The organism is Pontibacter sp. HSC-36F09, assembly GCF_024171605.1.
Lineage (GTDB): Bacteria > Bacteroidota > Bacteroidia > Cytophagales > Hymenobacteraceae > Pontibacter.
The window spans coordinates 304,383-327,007 of record NZ_JALKAA010000003.1 but is presented as its reverse complement, the minus strand read 5'-3'; the positions used below and the strand labels follow the sequence as shown (position 1 = coordinate 327,007).

The window sequence follows — 22,625 nt, the reverse complement described above, 5'->3', positions numbered from 1 at the left end:
ATTCGCTAGCAATAGACGCCTCTGACCTTCAAAAAATTAATTACACTATAAATTTCGCTAACCGCGTCAGCCTCTCCCCCCACCTTTCGGTGAGCGTCTCCTCGACGCGCCGCCGCCGCTGCTTCGAGAGCACGACGACCGTTCGTTATAGCAACTCCGGCTTCGCCAACGCCCCTGACGCCAAGGTATACCTGCAACTACCTTCTGAAGTGGGGTTGCTCTCTGTTGACAAACCGTATACCCGCCTTCCCGACGGCACCTACGAATTCTCCGTGGGCGATTTAGCCGCAAACCAGTCAGGCATTATCACCATCCAGGACATCGTGACCTGTGGCGACGAATCGGTGCGCGGCCTCACCGTCTGCACCCGCGCCTGGATCACGCCCTCTAACAACAAGCCTGCGGAGCCAACGCCGACCGTTTCTATCACCGGCCGCTGCCATGCTGAGATGGGCATGATCCGCTTCGTAGTGCGTAATACCGGCACTGCTGACATGGACCAGCACGAGTTGTTCCGCAAGTTTGCCAATGGGGAACTGGCCTCGCAGGAGCAGTTCCGCCTGGCCGCCGGCGACAGCCTCGTCCTTTGGGTGCCATCACTGGGCTATACCTGGCGCCTGGAGGCTGACCAGCCCGCCGGCAACGGCGACAACACAACGGCCAGCGTCACTATAGAGCCCTGCAACGGTACCGTGGCTGACACCACCGTCACTTCTGGCTTTGTCAACCTGCTGCCAGCAGATGACGAGGAGGCCGAGAAGTCGGAGGAATGCATGCTGATCACCGATTCCTATGACCCGAACGACAAGCTGGTGACACCAGTAGGCCGCACAGAAGAGCACTACACCCCGACCAACACTGCACTCAAGTACAAAATACGCTTCCAGAACACAGGTACCGACGTGGCCTACCGCATCGTGGTGGTCGACACCCTCTCCGAGCACCTGGATTTGAGCACACTGCAAATAGGTGCTACCTCTCACCCGGGCCGTATGGAGGTAAGTGGCAAGGGCCGTCCCGTCCTCACCTGGACTTTCGATAACATCATGCTGCCTGACTCCACCGCCGACGAGCCCGGTAGCCATGGCTACATCCAGTTCAGCATCAAGCCGAAGGCCGATCTGCCGGTGAAGACGCTGGTGGAAAACTTCGCTGACATCTTCTTCGATTTCAACTCCCCTATCCGCACCAATGTCACCCAAAACCGCATTTACGACATGCCGCCGGTGATCAACGAAACCGTGCGGGTGAATCTGGAGGATGTGCTGGCCACGCCAGGTATAGCGGGCTTTTCACCGGCCGCTGGCAAGCAGGGAGCCGAGATCATCATCACTGGGCAGCGCTTTGCATCTAAGCCAGTTGACAATAAGGTATACCTGAATGGTAAGCCAGCAACGGTTGTCAGCGCCTCCACCACAGAGCTGAAAGTGATCGTACCAACAGGCGCCTTCACAGACAAAATCAAAGTCATCACCCCTGACGGTGGTGTGACCTCCACGGATAAATTCCAGGTATACCAGCCACCGCTGCTGAGTTCCTTTAGTCCAATTGAAGGTATGGTGGGCCAGACCGTAACACTCACTGGCGAACACCTGCAGACCGAGCTGATCGAAAGCATCAGACTAGGCGACCTGACCTGCGAGATCCTAAGCCATACCGGCAGCACCCTAACAGTGCGCGTGCCTGCAGATGCCACGACAGGTATATTCCAGATCAGCACCAAGGGTGGCGAGGCCCTGAGCAGTTCAGCCTATACCGTGTGGTATGCCCCGGTTATCACGGGCCAGAGCAAGCAGACCGACATTGTGGGCGCGAGCATCACCATCACCGGCCAGCATTTTGCCACAGACAAATCACGCAACCAGGTATACTTCGGTAAAGCACAGGCTGAGGTGTTGGAGGCTGGTCCGCAGCAGCTCGTGGTGCGTGTGCCGGAGCAGGCCGAGACCGGTTTGATCTCCGTGGAAACACCCGGCGGAAAGGCCACTACTGCCACTAACTTCGAAGTCATTCCGGGTCCGAGATTCACTGCCATGCAACCAACCTCGGGAACAGTGGGTACTGTGGTCGAGATCACAGGTGAGCATTTCGGCATCATGGGCTTGCAGGACAAAATCGTTTTCAATGGGCAGGAAGCCCTGGTGCTCGAAAGCGCTGGCAACAGGTATAAAGTACGCGTGCCGCGGGGGACAAGCACCGGCAAAGTGACCATCACCGGTTTCGGTGGACAAGCTCAAAGTAACTCCAATTTTGTGATAGAGGAGCTGGCGCCAGCTGAGTCGATCACCGTCTACCCGAACCCTAACAACGGAACTTTCACGGTGAGTCTCCACCATGCCGATTTTGATGTACATCTGATCGAGGTATACGACGCCCCTGGCAAGCGACTGCACCAGACGCACATCACCAGGCCAAGACCGGAAGCCGTGGAGATCAGTTTGCCGGCTACTAAAGCTGGCCTATACTTCCTGCAAATTCAGACGGAACGAGGGATGATCACCAAAAAGCTGACGGTACTGTAAGAACCTAGTTCATGTAAGGTTACTGCAGTACCGTCAGCCTGGTTTACAAACTAAGCAGCTTCGCGCGTTTCGTCTTCTAACGATTGGATAGCGTCGTAGAGTGCCGGGCTGGCATCGCGCAGCTTTTCTATGACATTGGCCAGGTCAAAGAACTTTTCGGGGTCGACTGTGGAGCTGTTTGCAAAAGCTTTTAGAAGCGTGTGAAGGATTTGGGTATAATTCTCTTCAAATTCGTCTGGGTTCATAGGTAAAGTGGCTAAAAGTTTTCATTATCAAAAAGATACAAATTATACCTTAAAATAATTCGATTTTTAGCAAAAAAAAGCGCCGTGCATTTTTGCACGGCGCTTTTCTATTTCATTAGGTATAGCAACTAGAGCTTCTTCAATCCCTTCTGCTCCTGCTTGCTTCCCTCCTTTACGCTTACAGCCACACCTCCGCCCGGGGCTAGTTGCTGCTTCAGTACGCTCTTTGAGTTCACAAGCACCTTGCGGATCACGTATTTCTGTGGATTCTTGTTCCAACTGGCGTCTTTGGCATCGGCATAAATGGTGGCGATGTAGGTTTTGCCTTTTGGCAGGTAGTTGAAACGGATGTTGGCCGTACGGGTGTTCTCGTCGGTGATTCCGCCGATGTACCACTCGTTCTTGCCTTTGGCTTTACGGCCAATCGTCACGTAATCACCTGGCTCTGCTTCGAGCACCCAGGTATCATCCCAATCCACTGCTACGTCTTTGATGAACTGGAAAGCATCCGGGAAGCGGGTATAATTGTTCGGAATATCAGCGGCCATTTGCAGCGGGCTGTACATGGTCACGTAGTAGGCCAGTTGCTTCACCAACGTCGTGTTCACGCGCTGCTCACCACCATGGTAGTAGGACAGGTCCGTCTGGAAAATACCCGGCGTGTAGTCCATCGGTCCACCCATCAGGCGGGTGAAAGGCAGGATCGTGGCATGGTCCGGGGCGAGGCCGCCCATCGCTTCAAATTCAGTACCGCGGGCCGACTCCTGCGCCAGCCAGTTCGGGAAAGTACGGTGCAAGCCGGTCGGGCGAACCGCTTCGTGGCTGTTGATCATGATCTTATATTTGGCCGCTGTGCGCGCAACGTGGTTGTAGTGGTTCACCATCCACTGCCCGTCGTGGTGCTCGCCGCGCGGGATGATCTTACCCACATATCCGGTCTTGACAGAGTTGTAGCCATTGTCTTTCATGAACTGGAAAGCATCCTGCAGGCGGCGCTCGTAGTTCGTGGCGGAGGAAGACGTTTCGTGGTGCATCATCACGCGCACGCCCTTCGACTCCGCGTACTTCTGTACCTCCTTCACATCAAAGTCCGGGTAGGCTGTCACGAAATCGAATACCTCCTCTTTCCAGTTACCGAACCAGTCTTCCCAGCCAATGTTCCAGCCCTCGATCAGCACGGCGTCAAAGCCATGTTCGGAAGCAAAGTCAATGTGCTTTTTAGCGTTCTCGGTGGTGGCGCCGTGGCGTCCGTTTGGCGTCAGTTTCGTGAAGTCGTCGGTCAGTTTTACATTCGTCTCCTTGCCATAAGCCCAGGTGCTCTTGCCAGCCACAAAGTACTCCCACCAAATGCCGATGTACTTCACCGGCTTGATCCACGACACGTCTTCGTATTCGGTCGGCTCGTTCAGGTTCAGGATCAGCTTCGAGGCCAGGATATCGGTCGCCTTGTCGCTCACCACGATTGTTCTCCAGGGCGTATGCGTCTCCGTCTGCATATAGCCCTTGTTGCCCACGGCATCCGGCACCAGGTGCGAACTGAATTTAAAAGTCTTTGGATCCACGTTCAGCTGCATGGCAGGGTAGTTGAGCAAAGCCGCTTCGTGAATGTTGATGTACAGTCCGTCCGAGGATTTCATCATGGAAGGCGTCTGCACCGCCAGTGTTTTGATCGGGAACTGCGCATGCACATCGATGGTCGCCTTCTTCATCAGGCCCGGGATTTGAGAGATCTGCGAGGTGGTATAAGCATACTCGTTGGTGTCGTAGTCGCCCGGAATCCAGAAGATCTTGTGATCACCAGTCAGATTAAACTCGGTGTGCTCTTCTTTGATAATGAAGTACTTGAGCTCATCCTGCTGTGGAAATTCGTAGCGGAAGCCCAAGCCGTCGTTGAAGAGGCGGAAGCGGACCAGGATATGGCGGTCCTTATGCTCCTTTTGGTTAAGCGTCACTAGGAGCTCGTTGTAGTTGTTACGGATGGTTTTCTGTTCCCCCCATACCGGCTCCCAGGTATCGTTCACACTGTTTTGCTCGGTTTTGGCTACGGAGAAACCGTTCATCATCGAGGGTACGTCCTTCATCTCGAAGCCCATCCTGCTCTGCTTGATTACCGGCTTCTTTTTATAGGTGAGTTGGTAGGTGGGTACCCCGTTAGCGGCCAGCTCAAAGGTCATCGACAGATTTTTGTCCGGGGAGGTGATGGTCTGCGCCTGCACCAGCACGGTGATCAGGAACAGGAAAAGGAAAAGAGAAAACCGCTGCGCGATGCGGCCGGTCAGGTTAGCGTTTTGATGCATAGTTTATAGATGTGAATTGTGAAGGACCGCTGATTGTACTCTATCAATCCCCCACAGGTTTTAAATATCTGACTGCAAATTACATTAAAAATCGCTTTCCCCCGAACTGGCCCTTTATAGAGCTGGCAACGGAAGCCACATAGGATCTTATCCCATCTTTAAAAATCCTCTAGTAGTCACGAGATTACTCATAATGGTCAGGCAACGCTAATAGGTAGTTGGTCTATTATTCCCTAATATCTATTAATAAAATTAAATATAGGCAAATTCATATAGTAATAGAATTTTCAATATATTGCTGTTTCAGATTTTAAGATATAGAAAAACGCCAACCTAAATTGCAGTATATGCGACAACAAATTTTACAATTATTAAAAATTCCGCTTATTGCGTTGATAACTATTGGTATTCCAATGGCGACAGTTGCTCAAAACGCCGACCAGAAACTCAACTTAAGCATCTATGGATCAGCTCTTTCCTACAAAGGAGAGGTACAACACCAGTTCTGGCCGAATAACAAATTCAGTGAAGCTTACCTGGAGCCGCGTCTGAACTGGGGAGGTGGCATTGGCTTGAACAAATACCTGAGTGCTTCTTTCGATGCAGGCCTTCATCTCACTTATAATAAAGTAAAGGCTTCCAACCCAAATGAGTTTTTCGAAGCAGATCTGGGAAGCACTATGATTGGACTGCGCCTGAAGGCTTATGGCACGCTACTGAAAGAAGATGCATTTATCGGCCCATACCTTTCGCTCTATGGCGGCGGCGTCTATGCCAACAGTGCTGGTAATGCAGCTCCGGCGGCAGGTATGCCTGTAACGCCTTTTACTGAAAAGTTTGTGAGTTTGGCAGGCATGACCGGTGCCGGTATTCGTTTCAGATTCACAGACAATATTAATGCTTTTGTGGAATCAACCTGGATGGTGACGGATTCCGACAAGATTGACGGCCGCGACCAGGGCAATTGGGAACAATACCTGCGCCATAATGTTGGGTTGAGCTTCAACCTTGGAAAGGCGAAAGATACTGACGGTGACGGCATACCTGATCGAAAAGACAAATGCCCGGACACACCTGCTGGCGTTCAGGTTGACGAGTACGGCTGTCCTATTGACACAGATGGAGACAGTATACCTGATTACCAGGATCAATGCCCTACCGAGGCCGGTACAGCCGACTTGGGTGGTTGCCCGGATCGTGACGGGGATGGAGTAGCCGATAAAGATGACGCTTGTCCGGACGAAGCTGGAACTGCAGCTACAAACGGTTGCCCAGATAGCGACGGTGATGGCATTGCGGATAAAGATGACAAGTGCCCGGACACACCAACCGGAACTGAAGTAGACGCTAATGGTTGCCCTGTGAAAGTAGAACCTGTGGCGATAGACGAGCACACCAATAAGCTACTGCAGGAGAAAGTACGCTTTGCTTTTGGTTCGGCGGACCTAACCGATCAGTTCAAGCTATACCTTGATAGTGTGGCCGTAGCCCTGAACAAATATCCGGAGCACGAACTTTACATTAATGGCCACACCGACCATGTCGGCTCCGAACAGTTTAACCAGAAGCTGTCAGAGCAAAGAGCGCAAGCCGTTAAAGACTACCTAATTACCAAGGGCGTCGAGAACCCGGGCAGACTGATCACCCAGGGTTTCGGTGAAACAAGTCCGCTGATTAAGGTGAATGAACGCTTGTCGCTTCGCAGAACAGCTCAGGAACGTGCCAGGAATAGAAGGGTTGAATTTGAAACAGGTCAGCAAGTAAAGACTTCAGATCAGTAAATCATCCTCTACTCTAGATATAATATAAAAGGGAGCAGGCATTTAGCTTGCTCCCTTTCGTTTTTATAAAAAAGAACAAATGATTGGCCTTCTACCATCCAAAGTTTTCCTATATGCGCACGATGTATTCTTCGTTCGATAGATTATCTACATCTGTACGAAGCCAGATTTCAGCCATATATCCCAACTACCTACTCCTACCAGTCTGTAGCGATTTCCTCGGTATAAAATTAGCCCAACACAATTTTCCTATATCCTTTATTAATGTTGCTTTCAAACAGTTGTCTTTTATACTCTGGCACGCTCAGTTCACAGCTCACTGATTCCTTAATATTACAGCGATATTATAGAATTAAAAAAACAGTGGGCAGCTAACACTGCCCACTGTTTTTTTAATTCTTCTAATGTAAAGCTCTCGCTACATCACTTGTCGCTTAATTTCAATTACAGTTTCAGCGTTTCTATTACGTAAAATTAAAGCAGGTATTTGACTGAATACAAAAGCAGTTAGAACCATCAGAAATAATACCGTATGCGCACCCAAAATTTGAGAGGCAAGAGTTAGAACAATAAAATAGATATTAGCCGAATACAGTACCACAGCGGCTCTTCTGTGACTCATACCCAAATCCAGTAATTGGTGATGCAAGTGGTTCCTGTCAGCACTGAATGGTGATCGTTTATTTAGAATCCTTATGGTGAATACACGTAAAGTATCTACCAAAGGAATGATCAGGATAGCTAAGGCCACGAGAGGCTTAGAAACTGACACATCTGAAATTAACCCCAATGTGATGTCACTGTTCATAAATCGGGTACTCAGTACTGAAAGCATAAAACCTATTACTAAGGCCCCACCATCTCCCATGAAAATTTTTGCGGATGAGAAATTATATCGCAAAAAGGCTAAGAGGGAACCAGCAGTAGCAAAAGCAAAAGCAGCCGCATTATTGTGGTCATTTAACAGAAATAGCGTACCAAAGGCAAGTGAGGCAATTGTACCAATACCACCTGCCAAACCGTTAATCCCATCAATGAGATTTACTGCATTGATAATAACTATAAAAACAAACAGCGTAAATAGCACGCTAATTAAATATGGTAACTCGCTTATCCCTAGCAAGCCATGGAAGCCCATGATACGAATATCGCCGTACACAATCACTAATCCTGAAGCCACTAGCAAGCCAATTAGTTTCTTCATCGGGTCGATTGCTACAATATCATCTTTCAGACCAAGCAGAAAAATGATAACTAGTGACAGCATAATCCAACGCAAGAGACTGAAATTGAACTCTTCAGCCCAGAACAAAACAGAAAAGAATATACCTGCAAAAATAGCAACACCACCAAGTGCGGGGATTGTATTCTTGTGCAGCTTTCGCTCGTCGGGTTCGTCGAAAAGATTGCGGATAGAAGCTACTTTTATAACTGAAGGAACTGCAAAATAGGTGATGATAAATGCAGTTAGAAAGAACGTAAAAGTTTGTATCATAATTAGCACTAGCGAAAACTCGTCAAGATTTCATATATAACTATGCTTATTAAAAATGCTAAAATATGTAATATATGAATTTTGAGTGCAATTTATGTTATTATTTGTCTACATCAAACAGTGTAATCATTTATAATAGAATTCAAGCTCAAACTTGCTCAAAAGTTAACGTGCGTATTTTCTTAAGCCATTGTAGATATAGTGACTAGCATAATATGTAGACCTGAGTAAGTTAAATTTTTCTACATCCCTATATACTCTCCAATTATATTGTAAAGCCTTAAATTTATTTCTGGATACCGATCCTTTTCTAATACGATAAATAGCTAATGGTTCTTTAATACCATAAGCAAAGTCTATCTTTTTAAGAATTGAAAGCCATAATACGAAATCTTGGCGCTTTTTTAAATCAGGCATATAATGCTTTCCCACTTTACTAATATCGATAAATGCAGTGAGACAAGAAATTGAACAAGTTTTAAGAATGTCTGAATAGGAAACCTTATCTGGCACAATAAAATCAGATAACAAAGGGTTTAGTTCTTCATCTACTCTCTTATATGAGGCAAACGTAAATACACAGTTATTATTGGCCATAAATCTTAAAGAGACTTCAAGAAAAGTAGGCAACCATAAATCATCTCCATCTAAAAATGTCAAATATTGACCTTTAGCAAACTCTATACCTCTGTTTCTAGTTTTTGCTGGACCTAGATTATTTTCGTTATAGATGTACTTAATTCTTTTATCTGACTCAGCTGCTTTAAGAATAACCTTGTTTGTTTTATCAGTAGAGTGATCGTCTACAATTATCAATTCCCAATCTTCATATGTCTGAGTTTGTACAGATCTAATTGTTTCAGAAATGTACAATTCACAATTATAAGCAGCAGTAACTATTGAAATCATTATTATTAAATAAAAAAAGCTATTTGATTTACCAACCGATACACAAGTGATATATAAAAATATAAATTAATGGGAGAAGAGTACAAGAATTACCTCATAGATTGTTTTAATCAATATGAGAAATGAAGTCTCTAAGTTTACCATTCATAGCATGTAATTTTTGATCGAAAATCACTTCAAATTCTATATCATTTTTAAAGTATTTAACTAACTCGGCATCTATTGCTGATAAAACTTCAGGCATGTTCTGCTCTATCTTTAACTGTATATAACCCGGCTTATATTGTATAGCTTGATAATTAAGAAGAATATTCTTTTCTAACCCTAAATTTTTAAAGACATAATAAAATGTTAAACTAGGATAAGAATGCTCTTTACCTATGATAAGTTTTCCAACCCGGCCTTGAACATCGTCAATAATGAGATGCTGTCTTCCACAAATACATTTATCATTTTTAGGAGCTAATTTAACATAATCACCTAATTTGTAACGAATAATCGGAAATGAATTCGATAGTAGATTTGTAACAATTATTTCATCGTCTTCAACTTCTACAATTACATTTTGCATATTAATATGCATTCTACCTCCCTCGGGACATTCAAAAGCAATCAAACCTGTTTCTCCTGCCCCATATTCACTTATTATTTTTAATCCAAAGGCTTTTCTAACTTCGTCTTGATACTTATCATATATCTTTTCTGATGTTCCTTTAATAAACTTTAAACTATATTTCTGACTTAAACCTATTTCATTTACTACTTTAGCTACTCCATATATCATAGATGAATAACCATGTAGATAAGTTGCTTTCTCAAGTTTCGATGTAAACGCTTTTATCTCGTCTTCTTTATAAGAAAATATTCTAAATCTATTTTGAAGAAAATCTAAAATTCGAGTTTTGAAGATTTTACTTTTATCAACATTATAACCCCAGAAATAACCGTTTTTTTCCCATGGTTTAACATTATACCAACTATAATACCTAAACAAAGCAGCTCTATTTTTTGAGTCCCAAAGTTCATCCTTATAGAATTTTAAAGACTCCCCAGAAGTTCCTGAAGTCTCAACTTCATTAACCTTATTAAATGAGTAAGATGTTCTTATGTCAGCATTATGAAGAATTAATGTTTTCTTGTTAATTGTTGGTATTAACTTCAAATCTTCTAAGGCCTTTAGTTGGCTAGGTGTAAAATTTATTTCATCAAATAGTTTTTTATAAAATTTAGAGTACTTGTAAGAAAAAGCTAACAGTTCCTTACATTTTTGCAATTGAATTGCTTCAAGTTCCTCTAGGCTAAAATTATCTGTTTCCTTAAGCCAAGCAAGTGACTGCTTAATTGAGGGATTTCTAAAATTGACACCTAAATTATATACTATTTTGCTTATAATATTATTCATTATATTCAATAAAAATTACCGGCAGTTCATTTAGATTTACTTACTGCTTACAAACTCCTATTACTTATAAATTTAGATGCACAATCCATACATATCCAAAATTAAAATTAGATATTACTTGCCTACTGATTTTAAAACTATCTATATTGAAACCTTACAAGTAGAAAAAATAATAGTTTATACAATACTCATAGCATTATGAAATTTGTAAAACTAAAAAAAATAAAATTCTAAGTAAAACCAATACTAAGCTAGAAGAATTTAGTCTTACTTAAAAACGCTCTTTTTTAAGGCAAATTTGAAAATTTCATTATGAGAGTCGCATCTTACCATATTTAATAAAAGTGCTTTATGGGTCTTAGAAATAAAGCTTGGTAGAAGCTTGTACAATCTTGCTCCTCTTAAATATTTATAATTAGGAACTTCTAAATAAGTTAAATATTTTTTGTAATTAACTTCTAGATATTTCCTCCACTCATTAGTTAACCTCTCTTCATTCAAAATGACACTATTGATTTCAGAAATTTTATTAAAAAATATTTTCTTTTCCTCGCCCTCTAAGAAAACAACTTTAGCTTCTTTATCACACTGTGAATATGGATATATTTCAAAATTAGGCTCAAAGCCTGTTTCAAAAGTAAGCTTGAGGGCGTACCCATAGTTCCAAATATCATTTCTCTTTTTAGGGTGATCAAAAATAAAATTTCCCAAGCTGTACGAAATTAGACCACCATTATATTTTTCGTAGCCACTGAAACAGTGAGTATGATGAGCAACAACAACTGAAGCTCCAGAATCAATTAAAAATCTGTATCTTTTCTGAATCTCTGGACTGGGTAATTGATGATGTTCATGACCTCCATGAAAAACAACTACAACATGATCCACTGTTCCTTTAATTTCCCTTATAGAGTTATATGCATTTATTGCCTCATAAGCATAGAATCCAGGCGAATCTATTGTAGCTTCACCAAATTCATTTTCAGCAATATTAATAATAGCAATTTTTTGGCCTGCTTTATTTATAAAGAATGGAGTAGAAGCTTTGTTAGAATTTGCACCAGCTCCGATAAAAGGTATTCCTTCTAATTCACATAGTTTAATCGTATTATTAAGCCCTTCACAACCGTAATCCATAATATGGTTATTAGCCAAACACAAGAGATTGAATCCCATGCTTTTAATGAGATTAAGACTTGACGTTGGATTTTTTAAACTAGGCCCAGTTTTTAAAAGTGGGTAACCATCATCAACTAAAGGAGCTTCTAGGTTAGTAAGTTTATAATCAACATCACTAAATTGTGTGATGTCAGCTATCTCATTTCCTCGTCCCTCATCTAAAAGGCTCTTAGCACGATAACGTATACAAATATCACCTGTTATTAAAATATCTATAGCTTGGTTATTTCTCATAATTAAACTTCACAGTTTTTTTATATACTTAGCCGGCACACCAGCATACATAGAATGAGACTCCATGTACGCTTTATTTAAAACAGAACCTGCTGCTAATACAGATGCAGCAGGTAAAATAGCACCGGAAACAACTGAACAGTTACCAGCAATCCAAGCGCCTCTACCAATTATTATTTGCCCTCTTTTAGGAGGACCAAATCTGAAAGAATCATTTTTCATAGTATGATTTCCTGTTGATAGCAACGAACTGGGTCCTATTAAAACTTCATCGTTAATCTCAATATCTTGACCTATAACAATTGTATTAGGACCGATATAAACATTTTTACCAACAGATAATTTAGTCAAAGAATTAATCACAGTTGAAGAAGAAACTTGAAAGTTCTTACCGCAATCTTTCATCATTAAAGAGTATAAAAATCCCCTAAACCGCATAAATATAGGTATGTTAGGTAACATTATAGTAACCATTCTAACAAACCAAGAATAAAGAATTGAAATTTTAATTATCATTGAAAATGGTTTTTAAGAATTTTTCAATAGTATAATCTTTTACTTTATTAAATGCATTAAATCTAATAGCATTAAATAATTCCTGATCAGATATAAGGCTTTGAATCTTATCTGCGAAACTAACCTCATCATTATAGTTAGCATAAATAATTTCCTTATAATCTGAAAATGTAGAAGGCAAGGCACCAACTGGTGTACTTAATACATTTATTCCGTTTGCCATGGCTTCTAACACAACTCTTGGTGAACCTTCAGATAAACTTGCAAAACAAAAAATATCATGACTTCTAAAAATTTTATTCAACGAATCTCGATTGTCTACATGCCCAGCAAAGTTTACAAAGTCCGACAAACCTAGTTGTTTAGTAAGATTTATAAGGTCTGTCTCGAATTCCCCTTTACCTACAATTGTAAGAGTTGCAGTAGGATAGGTTGCATGAACTTTTTTCAAAGCTTTTACAATAGTTTCAACTCCCTTAGCTTTCCGCAAATATCCAACATATAAAAGTTTAGGAGATTCTTCTACAATTGCTTTATGTGCTTCGAAATAAAAGTCATGCTTATTTAGTGTCGAAGATATTAGTGCCGAAGCATCCACACCATATTTACTTAGCTTATTTTTTAAATGAAACCCATTTGTATAAACTCTTGCGCCCCTACATGCCCACATGTAAGCTAGGTGTTCCGGCATGAAAAATGAAACTAAGGCCTTTTTCTTAATTGCACTAAAATTAGGATTGTTGATTGCGGCATCAATAGGATCACCAACAAAGTGAATTATTCTTTTAGTACTCTTTAAATAAAGCTTGCTTAACCAACCAAAAGGCACAGGATAACGCAGATATACATAATCATAGCCCACAAGATTTCTGTAAGCTTGCATATATGCTCTTATTTTGGGTATTGCAGATATATAGCCACTTGAGTATGGTAAGGCATAAACATCGATATTCCCTAGTTCAGAAATTGGTAACATGCTATCATCTTCCAACCCGTCTTTTACAAGTACAGGTGCCAGAAGAGTTATTTTATCATAATACCGAACAATTTCATTAAGATAAATCCAATGAGTGTATGGAAGATAATAAATCTTATTAATGGACACAACAGTCCAAGCATGTAGTAAGAGTTTATTAGACGACACCTTTATTCAAATTAAATTTAAAAAGTCTATGCTTCTCATAATAAATAACCATAGCTAAAACTATTACAGTAATTGCATTAAAAAAACCATTTATAAAAAACAAATAAACAAGCAATGAAACCAAAGTATTTATACTTAATAAAAAATAATTTTCTTTAATACTATTTTTTATTAAATGATAAATACTATAACAGAAAAAAGAGATAAATAAAATGAAACCTAAAAATCCATTTTCAGCTAAAATTTGTAAATAAGTGTTATGAGTTGCTTTTGATTCTATACCAGCAAAATTATTAGTTCCTATACCTACCCACGGACTGTCTGCAAAATAATTTAGGCTTGCAAAAGCAAGATGATATCTTTCAGAAGATGAATTATTAGATTCAATATCGCCTTGATATAAACTTACCAATTCATCAACAAAACCATCTAGTTCTATTGCATCAGTATAAATTACAAAATATAAAAGGCCTAAAGCTAATAGAACAACTTTAGGAATTGTAGTAATTTTAATTTTATCTCTGTTAAATAGATAAAAAGTAATTCCCAAACCAGCTATTAAAGTGATTAATAGCCCCTTAGATTGCACATAAATTGCAGCAAATAAATGTATTAATAAACATGCCGTTAATAGCATTTTTTTATACCCAAAATCATTATGCTGTCTTAAGTACCAAAAAAGGCAAGGTATTATCAATGCAAGATAGAATGCTACTTGATTTTTACCTGATTCAGTAATTTGCTCAGAGTCTACCACGAAGAAAGGGGCATTATAGATATAGATAGATCTGAAAAGAAGTAATACTAAAATTATTGTAGAACTGATGGATAGGTATTTTAAAAAAAAATTTATACTATACTTAAACATTAAGAAAGAATAAAGTTTCAATGCAACTAATAATATTATTAATTTTAGTTCAAAAAAATAAGTAATTTCATTGCTTACAGCTCTTGTTAAATCAATAATAGCTAGGAGGATAAAAGCCCCATAAAGTAAATAGAATGACTTTTCAACCTTAAATATTCTATCTTTTAGTAGAAGCTTGATATTAAATAATCCAGCTAAAAATAAAAAAGCATGTGTCAAAGGGATTTCATTAAACCTAAAAACTCTAAGCATTAATAATGGAATAGTAATAATGCTTAACATCCAAAACAATCTACTCATCAATAATTGACTATACTTTTAAAACTTTTTTGTTTGTAAAAGATCTATATAGAGATTCTAAATTTAAAAACTTGAATAGACTATCTCTTACGAAGAAGCTTATTGTCAATCCACAAGCCCAAAATGATAGTGACGTGCTAATAGCCGCACCAATCAATCCAAACCTTTCTAATAATATATAATTAGAAATAACATTTGTAAATACTCCAACAGCTAAAGATAGATAGAGTGGTTTCCAATAGTTTTTAGATGCAAGATACCTACTGATCAATTTGTAATATACCATTCCTTGATTTCCAAACAATAATATAAGTATTGGAAAATAATTAACAGAATAGGTACTATCATATAGTATACTCAAAACTGTAGGGCCTAAAAGAAAGAAGAGCATAATACATGCTATGTTAATTATAAACACCACTTGTGCATAATAGTACATCTCATTAAGCGCAATTTCATCGTCTTTTTTACTATGAATTTTTAAAAACCTTGGATATAGCAAATTACCGACTGAATCTGGAACTACCCATACAATTTTTGAAATACTACTAGCTACAAAAAAGTACGCAACTATTTGAAAATCCAATAAAGCAGTAATGCAATACACAGTTGAAGCATATAATGTAAGAGACAAAACCTTATTAAGTATGCTTCTAATCCCATAAGAATAGTAACTCTTATCAAGAATTTTACTATCAGCTAGGTAAAAGGTATTATTTTTCAAATAAATTAAGACAATACATACACTTGCAATCAAGCTCATTAATGAATAAATAATTAATGCAGTTTGATAATTAACAATCTCTCCTTTAAAAAACAATAAGAGAAAAGCTATAAGAATAAATAAAGGTTTTATAATTGAAAGTATGTTATATACTTTAAAGTTCTGGTTGAATTGATAACTAGCTCTGACTAAACCTACTATAGCAATAAAGAAAATACTAATTGATAGAGTTATGTAATATAGTTTGTCTACCTGTAATATAGAAATTGCAATAAGGCTCAATACAAGCATTGTAAAATATACAATGATATTTTTTGTAATGTTCCTTTCTATTGATTCTCCCAATTTAGCATGGTAGAGTAAAGAAGAGTCAAGTCCAAGTATAAAGAAAACGCTTAAATAACCAATATCAGTTATCCATTTAGCTAATATTCCATATTCATGAGTAGTCAGAATGTGTGTAGCTAATGTTTGAAATACAAAAGTCAGCACAACAGCTATAAAACTGTAAGAAACCATTGCTGATAATTTCTTTATCATAATGTTCTGGGTTCGTTCTGTATATCCGTTTTTACAATTTTAGCTGGATTACCAGCAGCTATTGCATTTGCAGGTACATCTTTAGTTACAATTGCGCCAGAAGCAATAATAGAATTATCTCCAATAGTTACCCCTTTATTTATTCTAACGCCTTGACCTATCCAAACATTTTCTCCAATTATTATGGGTTTCGAAACTGAGAATTTCCATTTCCTATAAGGGGAATCCCAAGGTGAATTGTACATTTTTAAACGGTCCTCGGGATGTATGGGATGATTATTATTATCAAATATTTTGACCCCATCTGCAATTGCCGTTCCTTTTTTGATCAGAATATTTTTAACAGAGCCTATTATCGAATGATGACCAATTTTAACATTATCTTCGATAAAAATTTTACCTCCACTTTGTGTAATAAGGCTGCAGTAAATTCTACATTTTGAACCAATAACTATATCGTCTTTTCTACTACCATCTATTAGCTTTAAGCTAGTATGTTTAGAAAAATCAACGGAGTTATCAAACACTCCTAATTTTCTAAATTTAAATTTCAAATATTGAGAATATAACTTTCTTAATATATTATACATGACAATGTATTTTCCTTAATAGTAATTTATGAACATGATCTATATTTAAATATCATTATACCATTGATATGCTAAATAAAGACCATCTGGAACTGAATAGGCAGGTGTATAACCAAACAAAGCATGTGCTTTCGAAATATCGGCTAAACTATGCCTTACATCGCCTTTCCGTTCTTCCCTATATTCTGGGGTCAACTCAATTCCTGCGATCTCTGTGATTCTGTTCCACAATTGATTTAGCGTAGTGCGCTCACCGAAAGCTACATTTACTACCTCATGCTTGTCTATACCTTCAGAAAGCAGGGCTTTGATATTGGCTTGCACTGCATTCTCTACAAAGGTAAAGTCGCGACTGGTCTCCCCGTCCCCATTAATATAAGGCGTCTTGTTCTTAAGAGCGGCCTCAATAAAAAGTGGGATCACTGCCGCATAAGGTCCCTTCGGGTTCTGCTTCGGCCCGAACACGTTGAAGTAGCGAAGCCCGACGGTGTGGAAGTCGTAGGTCTTGGAGAAGACGCTCGCGTAAAGCTCATTCACGTACTTGGTCACGGCGTAGGGAGACAGCGGATTACCCATCTGATCCTCCACCTTCGGCAGGCCCGGATGATCGCCGTAGGTACTGGAGCTTGCTGCGTAAACCATGCGCCTTACATCTCTATCGCGCGCCGCAATCAGCATATTCAAGAAACCACTGATGTTCACGTCATTGCTGGTGATCGGGTCGTTGATGGAGCGGGGAACCGAGCCTAGCGCTGCCTGATGCGAGACATAATGCATTCCCTCTAAGGCTCTCTTGCAGGTCTCCGGATCGCGGATATCGCCCTCCAGCAGCTCAAAGGCTGGGTTGGACTTGAACTCCTCGATGTTGGCGTGGGAGCCGGTGGAGAAGTTGTCGAGCACGCGCACCTTCTTGGCTCCGTACTTGAGCAGGTACTCGACGATGTTGGAGCCGATGAAGCCCGCTCCGCCTGTGACGAGGAAGGTGCTCTGGCTTAAGTCTGCTGTGTGGTAAGGGGTATTATACATATTCCTTTTTCATAAAGAGTTTGAAGTACCGGGTCAAACCACCCCTGCCCCTCCTTAGCCAAGGAGGGGAGTTTTAATTACTATTACAGTCTTGCGTCGGAGAGCTCTTTGGGGAGCACGCCTTTTACGTCGTAGATCACGGCTTTCTCTTTGCAGAGTTTGCTTAGATCGAGGGTTTTGAACTCGTTATGGGAGACGGCCATGATGATGGCGTCGCAGTCGCTCACGCCGTTGAGCTCCCTCACCGAGTCCCAGCCGTACTCGTGCTTCACCTCCGCCGACTCTGCCCATGGGTCGTAGATGGTGATGTTGGTATCGTATTCCTTCAGTGTGTGTAGGATGTCGACCACCTTGGTGTTGCGCACGTCCGGGCAGTTCTCCTTGAAGGTCACACCCAGCACTAAGATATTTGCTCCTTTTACAGGAATGTCCTTCTTGACCATGAGCTTGATCACCTCGTGGGCCACGTACTCGCCCATGCCGTCATTGAGCCTACGCCCGGCGAGGATGATCTCGGGGTGGTAGCCCGCCTCCTGCGCTTTCTGGGCGAGGTAGTAGGGGTCCACGCCGATGCAGTGGCCGCCCACTAGCCCCGGCTTGAACTTGAGGAAGTTCCACTTGGTGCCGGCCGCCTCGAGCACCTCGTCCGTGTCGATGCCCAGCCGGTTGAAGATCTTGGCCAGCTCGTTGACGAAGGCGATGTTGATGTCGCGCTGCGCGTTCTCGATCACCTTGGCCGCCTCGGCCACCTTGATGGAGGCCGCTTTGTGCGTGCCCGCGGTGATGACCGCATTGTAAAGCTTATCTACTTTTTCTGCCGCCTCCGGTGTGGAGCCGGAGGTAATCTTGAGGATCTTGGCCACCGTGTGCTCCTTGTCGCCCGGGTTGATGCGCTCGGGCGAGTAGCCGGCGAAGAAGTCCTCGTTGAAGCGCAGGCCCGACATGCGCTCGAGCACCGGCACGCACTCCTCCTCGGTCACGCCCGGGTACACCGTCGACTCATAGATCACGATGTCGCCCTTTTTCAAGACTTTGCCCACCGTCTCGCTGGCCTTGTAGAGCGGGGTCAGGTCCGGACGGTTGTTCTTGTCCACCGGCGTGGGCACGGTTACGATGTAGTAGTTGCAGCCCTCGATGTCGGCAAGTCTGTGGGAGCAGTAGAGCCCCTTCTCAAGCGGTGCATTTACCAGCACTTCCTTGAGGTATTCGTCCTCCACCTCCAGCGTGCGGTCGTGCCCCTCGTTAAGCTCTCGCACCCGGGCCTCATTTATGTCAAAACCGACAGTGGCGTACTTTTTTGCAAACTCCACGGCCAGCGGCAGGCCCACATAGCCCAAGCCTATTATAGTAATTCTGGCGTTTTCTAAGCCAGTTGTATTTGATGTCATATTCAATGTGATTGATAGATAATAGAGATAAAGACGCCCCTATAATCCCCTCAAGGGGATAGTTTTTTTTTAACTTACTGGTTTGACCTCTGAAAAGGGGATTTAAAATGAGTGTTTAATGATGTATTGTGACTAAGCACCTACTCTCGCTTTTAGTTTTTTAGTCCAGGATTTTGGCTGTGGGCTTTCGCCATAGCCGTATCCATAAGCGTAACCGTAGCCATAGCCATTTTCTTTTTTGGCATCGTTTAACACGATCATAGGGTGGTTCAGCTTATTGGTTTTGTAGATATCATCAACAATTTCCACTTGACTTTTACGCGTATACCCATAACGAATAATATAAATACTCGAATCTACATGAGGCGCTAAGGTAAAGGCATCTGCTACTTGCCCTACAGGTGCTGTATCAATTAAGACATAATCAAATGCCTCCTTCAGTTCATCCAGCAAATGATTAACCTTTGCACTTAGCATCAATTCCGCTGGATTGGGAGGTATAGGTCCTGAACCTATAGCATACAAGCCTGATACTTCTTCTGACGGTGTTAGGATATCCTCAATCGATAGTTTGTCTGAAATAAGATAATTGGTGATACCTAGCTCGTTAGACAAACCCAAGTCCTGCATCAAACGCGGTTTGCGTAAGTCGAAATTTACCAGTACAACACGTTTACCTGTCAGCGCCAAACTAGCACCTAGGTTAATGCTAAAGAAGGTTTTCCCCTCCCCACTCATGCTTGATGTTACCAGTATGACTTTATTCTGCTTCCCTACAGTAGAGAACTGCAAATTTGTTCGGATCAGTCGGAAGAGTTCTGTCACCGTGCTACGGCTATTCTCCGTCACCACCAATTTTTCAGGAAAATCACTATGAGAAATTTCACCTAGAATCGGCGTTGTTGTACCTTGTTTTACTTCCTGCAGTGTCTCTACCTTATCATTAAAAAGGTCTCGCATATAGATAAAACCAAATGGCAAACCCAATCCCAGTAAAATTGCCAACAAATAAATTAACTGCTTTTTAGGTTTTACAGGAGAATCACTGGCCATGGCAGGGTCTAGCACGCGCGATATGGAGATGGCAGCGGCCAAGGAAACGGCAGACTCTTCCCGCTTCTGTAGTAAGTATAGATATAATCCTTGCTTTATCCCCTGCTGTCGCTGTATCTCCAACAACTCGCGCTCAATTGCTGGTACCTGCTGGATGCGATTCTCAAACTGAGCCATGCTGCCCTTCAAGTTATTGTGAGTGATAGTTAGGCCCCTTTTTATATTAGTAAGGTTCTCTAAAATATTCGCACGTAAGTTTGTTAATTGGTCTGTCACATTCAGTACCAAAATATTGGTTGGCTGAGTAGTGCGAAGCAAGCGTTCACGCTCTAATTGCAGTTCGTTGAACTTCGTGATCAATCCCATCAACGTAGGATCCTGAATACTCAGCGCACTGGGTACCAATTGGTATTGCTGTCCATTACCACTTAGGTATTTTTCAATAGAATTGAGAACATCAAGCTGTATTTCAAACTCTGCTAACTGCTTATTATAATCGCTGGCACGCTCTACATAGAGCTTGGCTTCGGAACTTACATCCGTCAGCTCATTCTGGCGCTTATAGTCCTCAACTTCTTTTTCAACGTCTGTTAGCTCCGCAGTCAAAAACTTTAAGCGCTCATCAATAAACTCAATCGTGTTGGAAGCAATAAGGTTTTTGTCTTCAACAGCCTCTTCGTTATAAAGCTCTATAAGTTTATTAACAATATCCTTCCCCTTTTCCTGTACAGGATCTGTTATACTGATCCAAAGTACACTGGCATTTTTATTAACTGGGCTGATAGTGAGCAACCGTTGGTAATGATTCGCTAGTTTTCGGATATCATGGAATTTCACAATAATATCTCCTGACTCTCGATCTGCGGCAGGATTCCCGGCTACCACGGTGAATGTCGCATACGGTCTTTTTATCTCTTGTCCTAACTGGTGAGTCGTCGCAATCGTTTCGCCTGCTTCGTTTTGTTCTTCCAGCACGATACTATTATCACCCTGCATCTGCAGCACAATAGACTTACCAAAGGCGGCAGAATCCAACTTACTTACAATAAGCTTTATTGGCAAAGCGTTTCCGTAAATTTCTCCACTACGGAAACGACCTTCACGGTAATAGCTTGTTTGCAGGGAAAGGTCCGTTAGTACCCGCTGCATCAGACTTACAGCATTAAGCACTTCTATCTCATTATCAACAATTTTACTGGATTGAAATACATCTAAATCTCCTAGAGCGGTACCTCCTAGCATGTCAGCTCCCTTTTTGTCATCCCGAATGAGGACCTTACTTTTAATAGTATACTCAGGCGTGGCATAGCGCAGGTACAAGAAAGCTAGTGTCAGTGCCATTACGATCCCCAAGGCAAACAAATACCAAAAGCGCACATACTTATAAAGTATAGCTTTCAAGTTGATCTCCTCGGCTTGGTTTTGTTGAAACGCAAACACAGGGCGCTGAAATTCAGGGGCTCCTTTTTCTGCCATGATAAAATACTATTAAAATAAGCGGGTTGCGATTACAATTAGAAGGGAGGTAACAGAAGCAATGATAGAAATAGTTCGGGTATTGGTGCTAGCCTGCACCTGTTTCATCTTATCAGGCTCCACATACACTACATCATTTTGCTGCAAGTAAAAATAAGGGGAGTTCAAGACGTCCTTGCTGTTCAAGTTAAGTCGCGTCATTTTACGTACGCCATCTTCTTCCCTGATCACCAACACATTTTCGCGCTTGCCAAAAGCAGTCATATCACCAGCCATACCTAGTGCTTCTAAAATGTTGATCTTCTGAGTAGGGATGGTGAACGTAGCGGGGCGGTTTACTTCGCCTACTACCGTAATTTTGTAGTTCAAAAAGCGGATATTGATAATCGGATCTTTGAGGTGTGGCTGTAGCTCTTTTGAGAACTTCTCTATTGCTTCATTACGAGTCAGGCCAGCCAAAGCTACTTTGCCCAAAACGGGGAAATTGATGAAACCATTTTCATCAACAAGATAGCCTTCACGGTAAAGGTTGTTGGTTGTACCAGAACTGATGCTGTAATTCGAAACTATACCTGTTGTAATATTTTCGCCTCGATTGAACAAAGCATTGGCTTCGGGGCTTGGACTGGTTACGCTGATACTCAGCAGATCGTCTGGCTGAATCTTGGCTATGTTGCTATTCTGTATCTTCTCAGTATACTCAGAAGATTCCTGTAGATCACTAAAATATGCCAGGTTACGCGGAGTGCAGGACACGAAGCAAAGAAGGGCAATGAGGTAAACAAATCTTATTTTCATTAGCATAAGGCAATTGTCTCAACATGAAGGCGCCAAACCAACGCAACCCTTAATAGACAAATACGTAATTCTTAAGTTGGCAAATTTGCGCAAAATATTTTGCTAAAAGAAGCTAGTATCTCAAAATACTTTTAGAAT

At 41.6% G+C, this 22,625-nt stretch carries 17 protein-coding genes; 2 read left to right on the top strand and 15 right to left on the bottom strand.

Annotation, left to right across the window (positions count from 1 at the left end; all coding sequences use genetic code 11):
• Positions 1–89: 89 nt before the first annotated feature.
• Complete coding sequence (locus L1278_RS19650) at positions 90–2,522, top strand: IPT/TIG domain-containing protein (RefSeq protein WP_253404105.1); 2,433 nt, start codon at positions 90–92, stop codon at positions 2,520–2,522.
• 50 nt (positions 2,523–2,572) lie between these two features.
• Here the strand turns inward: L1278_RS19650 and L1278_RS11285 are convergent, their stop codons facing one another.
• Both L1278_RS11285 and L1278_RS11280 read right to left on the bottom strand, forming a co-directional pair.
• Positions 2,573–2,767 carry a hypothetical protein gene (locus tag L1278_RS11285; protein WP_253404103.1) on the bottom strand — a complete coding sequence of 65 codons (195 nt, stop codon included), beginning with the start codon at positions 2,765–2,767 and terminating at the stop codon, positions 2,573–2,575.
• A gap of 128 nt (positions 2,768–2,895) precedes the next feature.
• Positions 2,896–5,064, bottom strand: a complete 2,169-nt coding sequence (locus tag L1278_RS11280; protein ID WP_253404088.1) for a glycoside hydrolase family 97 protein — start codon at positions 5,062–5,064, stop codon at positions 2,896–2,898.
• A 413-nt stretch (positions 5,065–5,477) separates the two neighbouring features.
• On the opposite strand from L1278_RS11280, the gene L1278_RS11275 reads away from it, so the two are divergent.
• On the top strand, positions 5,478–6,845 hold the full coding sequence (locus L1278_RS11275) for an OmpA family protein (protein WP_253404086.1): 1,368 nt from the start codon (positions 5,478–5,480) through the stop codon (positions 6,843–6,845).
• Between the two features lie 418 nt (positions 6,846–7,263).
• On the opposite strand, the gene L1278_RS11270 is transcribed toward L1278_RS11275, so the two are convergent.
• From L1278_RS11270 to L1278_RS11210, 13 genes are all read right to left on the bottom strand, one after another.
• The gene (locus L1278_RS11270) at positions 7,264–8,340 is read right to left on the bottom strand and encodes a glycosyltransferase family 4 protein (RefSeq protein ID WP_253404078.1); all 1,077 of its coding nucleotides are present in this window, start codon (positions 8,338–8,340) and stop codon (positions 7,264–7,266) included.
• 165 nt (positions 8,341–8,505) lie between these two features.
• Positions 8,506–9,249, bottom strand: a complete 744-nt coding sequence (locus tag L1278_RS11265) for a glycosyltransferase family 2 protein (RefSeq protein ID WP_253404076.1) — start codon at positions 9,247–9,249, stop codon at positions 8,506–8,508.
• A 106-nt stretch (positions 9,250–9,355) separates the two neighbouring features.
• The gene (locus L1278_RS11260) at positions 9,356–10,651 is read right to left on the bottom strand and encodes a phenylacetate--CoA ligase family protein (protein WP_253404074.1); all 1,296 of its coding nucleotides are present in this window, start codon (positions 10,649–10,651) and stop codon (positions 9,356–9,358) included.
• A 267-nt stretch (positions 10,652–10,918) separates the two neighbouring features.
• A complete protein-coding gene (locus L1278_RS11255) occupies positions 10,919–12,064 on the bottom strand; it encodes a CapA family protein (protein WP_253404072.1) in 1,146 nt (381 codons plus the stop codon).
• Between the two features lie 9 nt (positions 12,065–12,073).
• Positions 12,074–12,580 carry an acyltransferase gene (locus L1278_RS11250; protein WP_253404070.1) on the bottom strand — a complete coding sequence of 169 codons (507 nt, stop codon included), beginning with the start codon at positions 12,578–12,580 and terminating at the stop codon, positions 12,074–12,076.
• Positions 12,570–13,685: a glycosyltransferase gene (locus L1278_RS19645; RefSeq protein WP_253404068.1), complete on the bottom strand. Its 1,116-nt coding sequence runs from the start codon at positions 13,683–13,685 to the stop codon at positions 12,570–12,572. Before L1278_RS19645 ends, L1278_RS11250 begins: the two co-directional genes overlap by 11 nt.
• Before the next feature lie 28 nt (positions 13,686–13,713).
• Positions 13,714–14,874, bottom strand: coding sequence for an O-antigen ligase (locus tag L1278_RS11240; protein ID WP_253404065.1), 1,161 nt, complete (start codon positions 14,872–14,874; stop codon positions 13,714–13,716).
• A 28-nt stretch (positions 14,875–14,902) separates the two neighbouring features.
• Positions 14,903–16,156: a polysaccharide biosynthesis C-terminal domain-containing protein gene (locus L1278_RS11235; protein ID WP_253404063.1), complete on the bottom strand. Its 1,254-nt coding sequence runs from the start codon at positions 16,154–16,156 to the stop codon at positions 14,903–14,905.
• The gene (locus tag L1278_RS19605; RefSeq protein WP_305884439.1) at positions 16,153–16,746 is read right to left on the bottom strand and encodes a DapH/DapD/GlmU-related protein; all 594 of its coding nucleotides are present in this window, start codon (positions 16,744–16,746) and stop codon (positions 16,153–16,155) included. The genes L1278_RS11235 and L1278_RS19605 overlap by 4 nt, the downstream gene beginning before the upstream one ends.
• A 45-nt stretch (positions 16,747–16,791) precedes the next feature.
• The gene (locus L1278_RS11225) at positions 16,792–17,772 is read right to left on the bottom strand and encodes an SDR family oxidoreductase (RefSeq protein WP_253404061.1); all 981 of its coding nucleotides are present in this window, start codon (positions 17,770–17,772) and stop codon (positions 16,792–16,794) included.
• 83 nt (positions 17,773–17,855) lie between these two features.
• On the bottom strand, positions 17,856–19,160 hold the full coding sequence (locus tag L1278_RS11220; protein WP_253404060.1) for a nucleotide sugar dehydrogenase: 1,305 nt from the start codon (positions 19,158–19,160) through the stop codon (positions 17,856–17,858).
• 132 nt (positions 19,161–19,292) lie between these two features.
• A complete protein-coding gene (locus L1278_RS11215; RefSeq protein WP_253404058.1) occupies positions 19,293–21,689 on the bottom strand; it encodes a tyrosine-protein kinase in 2,397 nt (798 codons plus the stop codon).
• A 12-nt stretch (positions 21,690–21,701) separates the two neighbouring features.
• Positions 21,702–22,487 (bottom strand): polysaccharide biosynthesis/export family protein, encoded by a 786-nt coding sequence (locus tag L1278_RS11210; RefSeq protein WP_253404056.1) that lies wholly within the window; start codon positions 22,485–22,487, stop codon positions 21,702–21,704.
• Between the last annotated feature and the right edge of the window lie 138 nt (positions 22,488–22,625).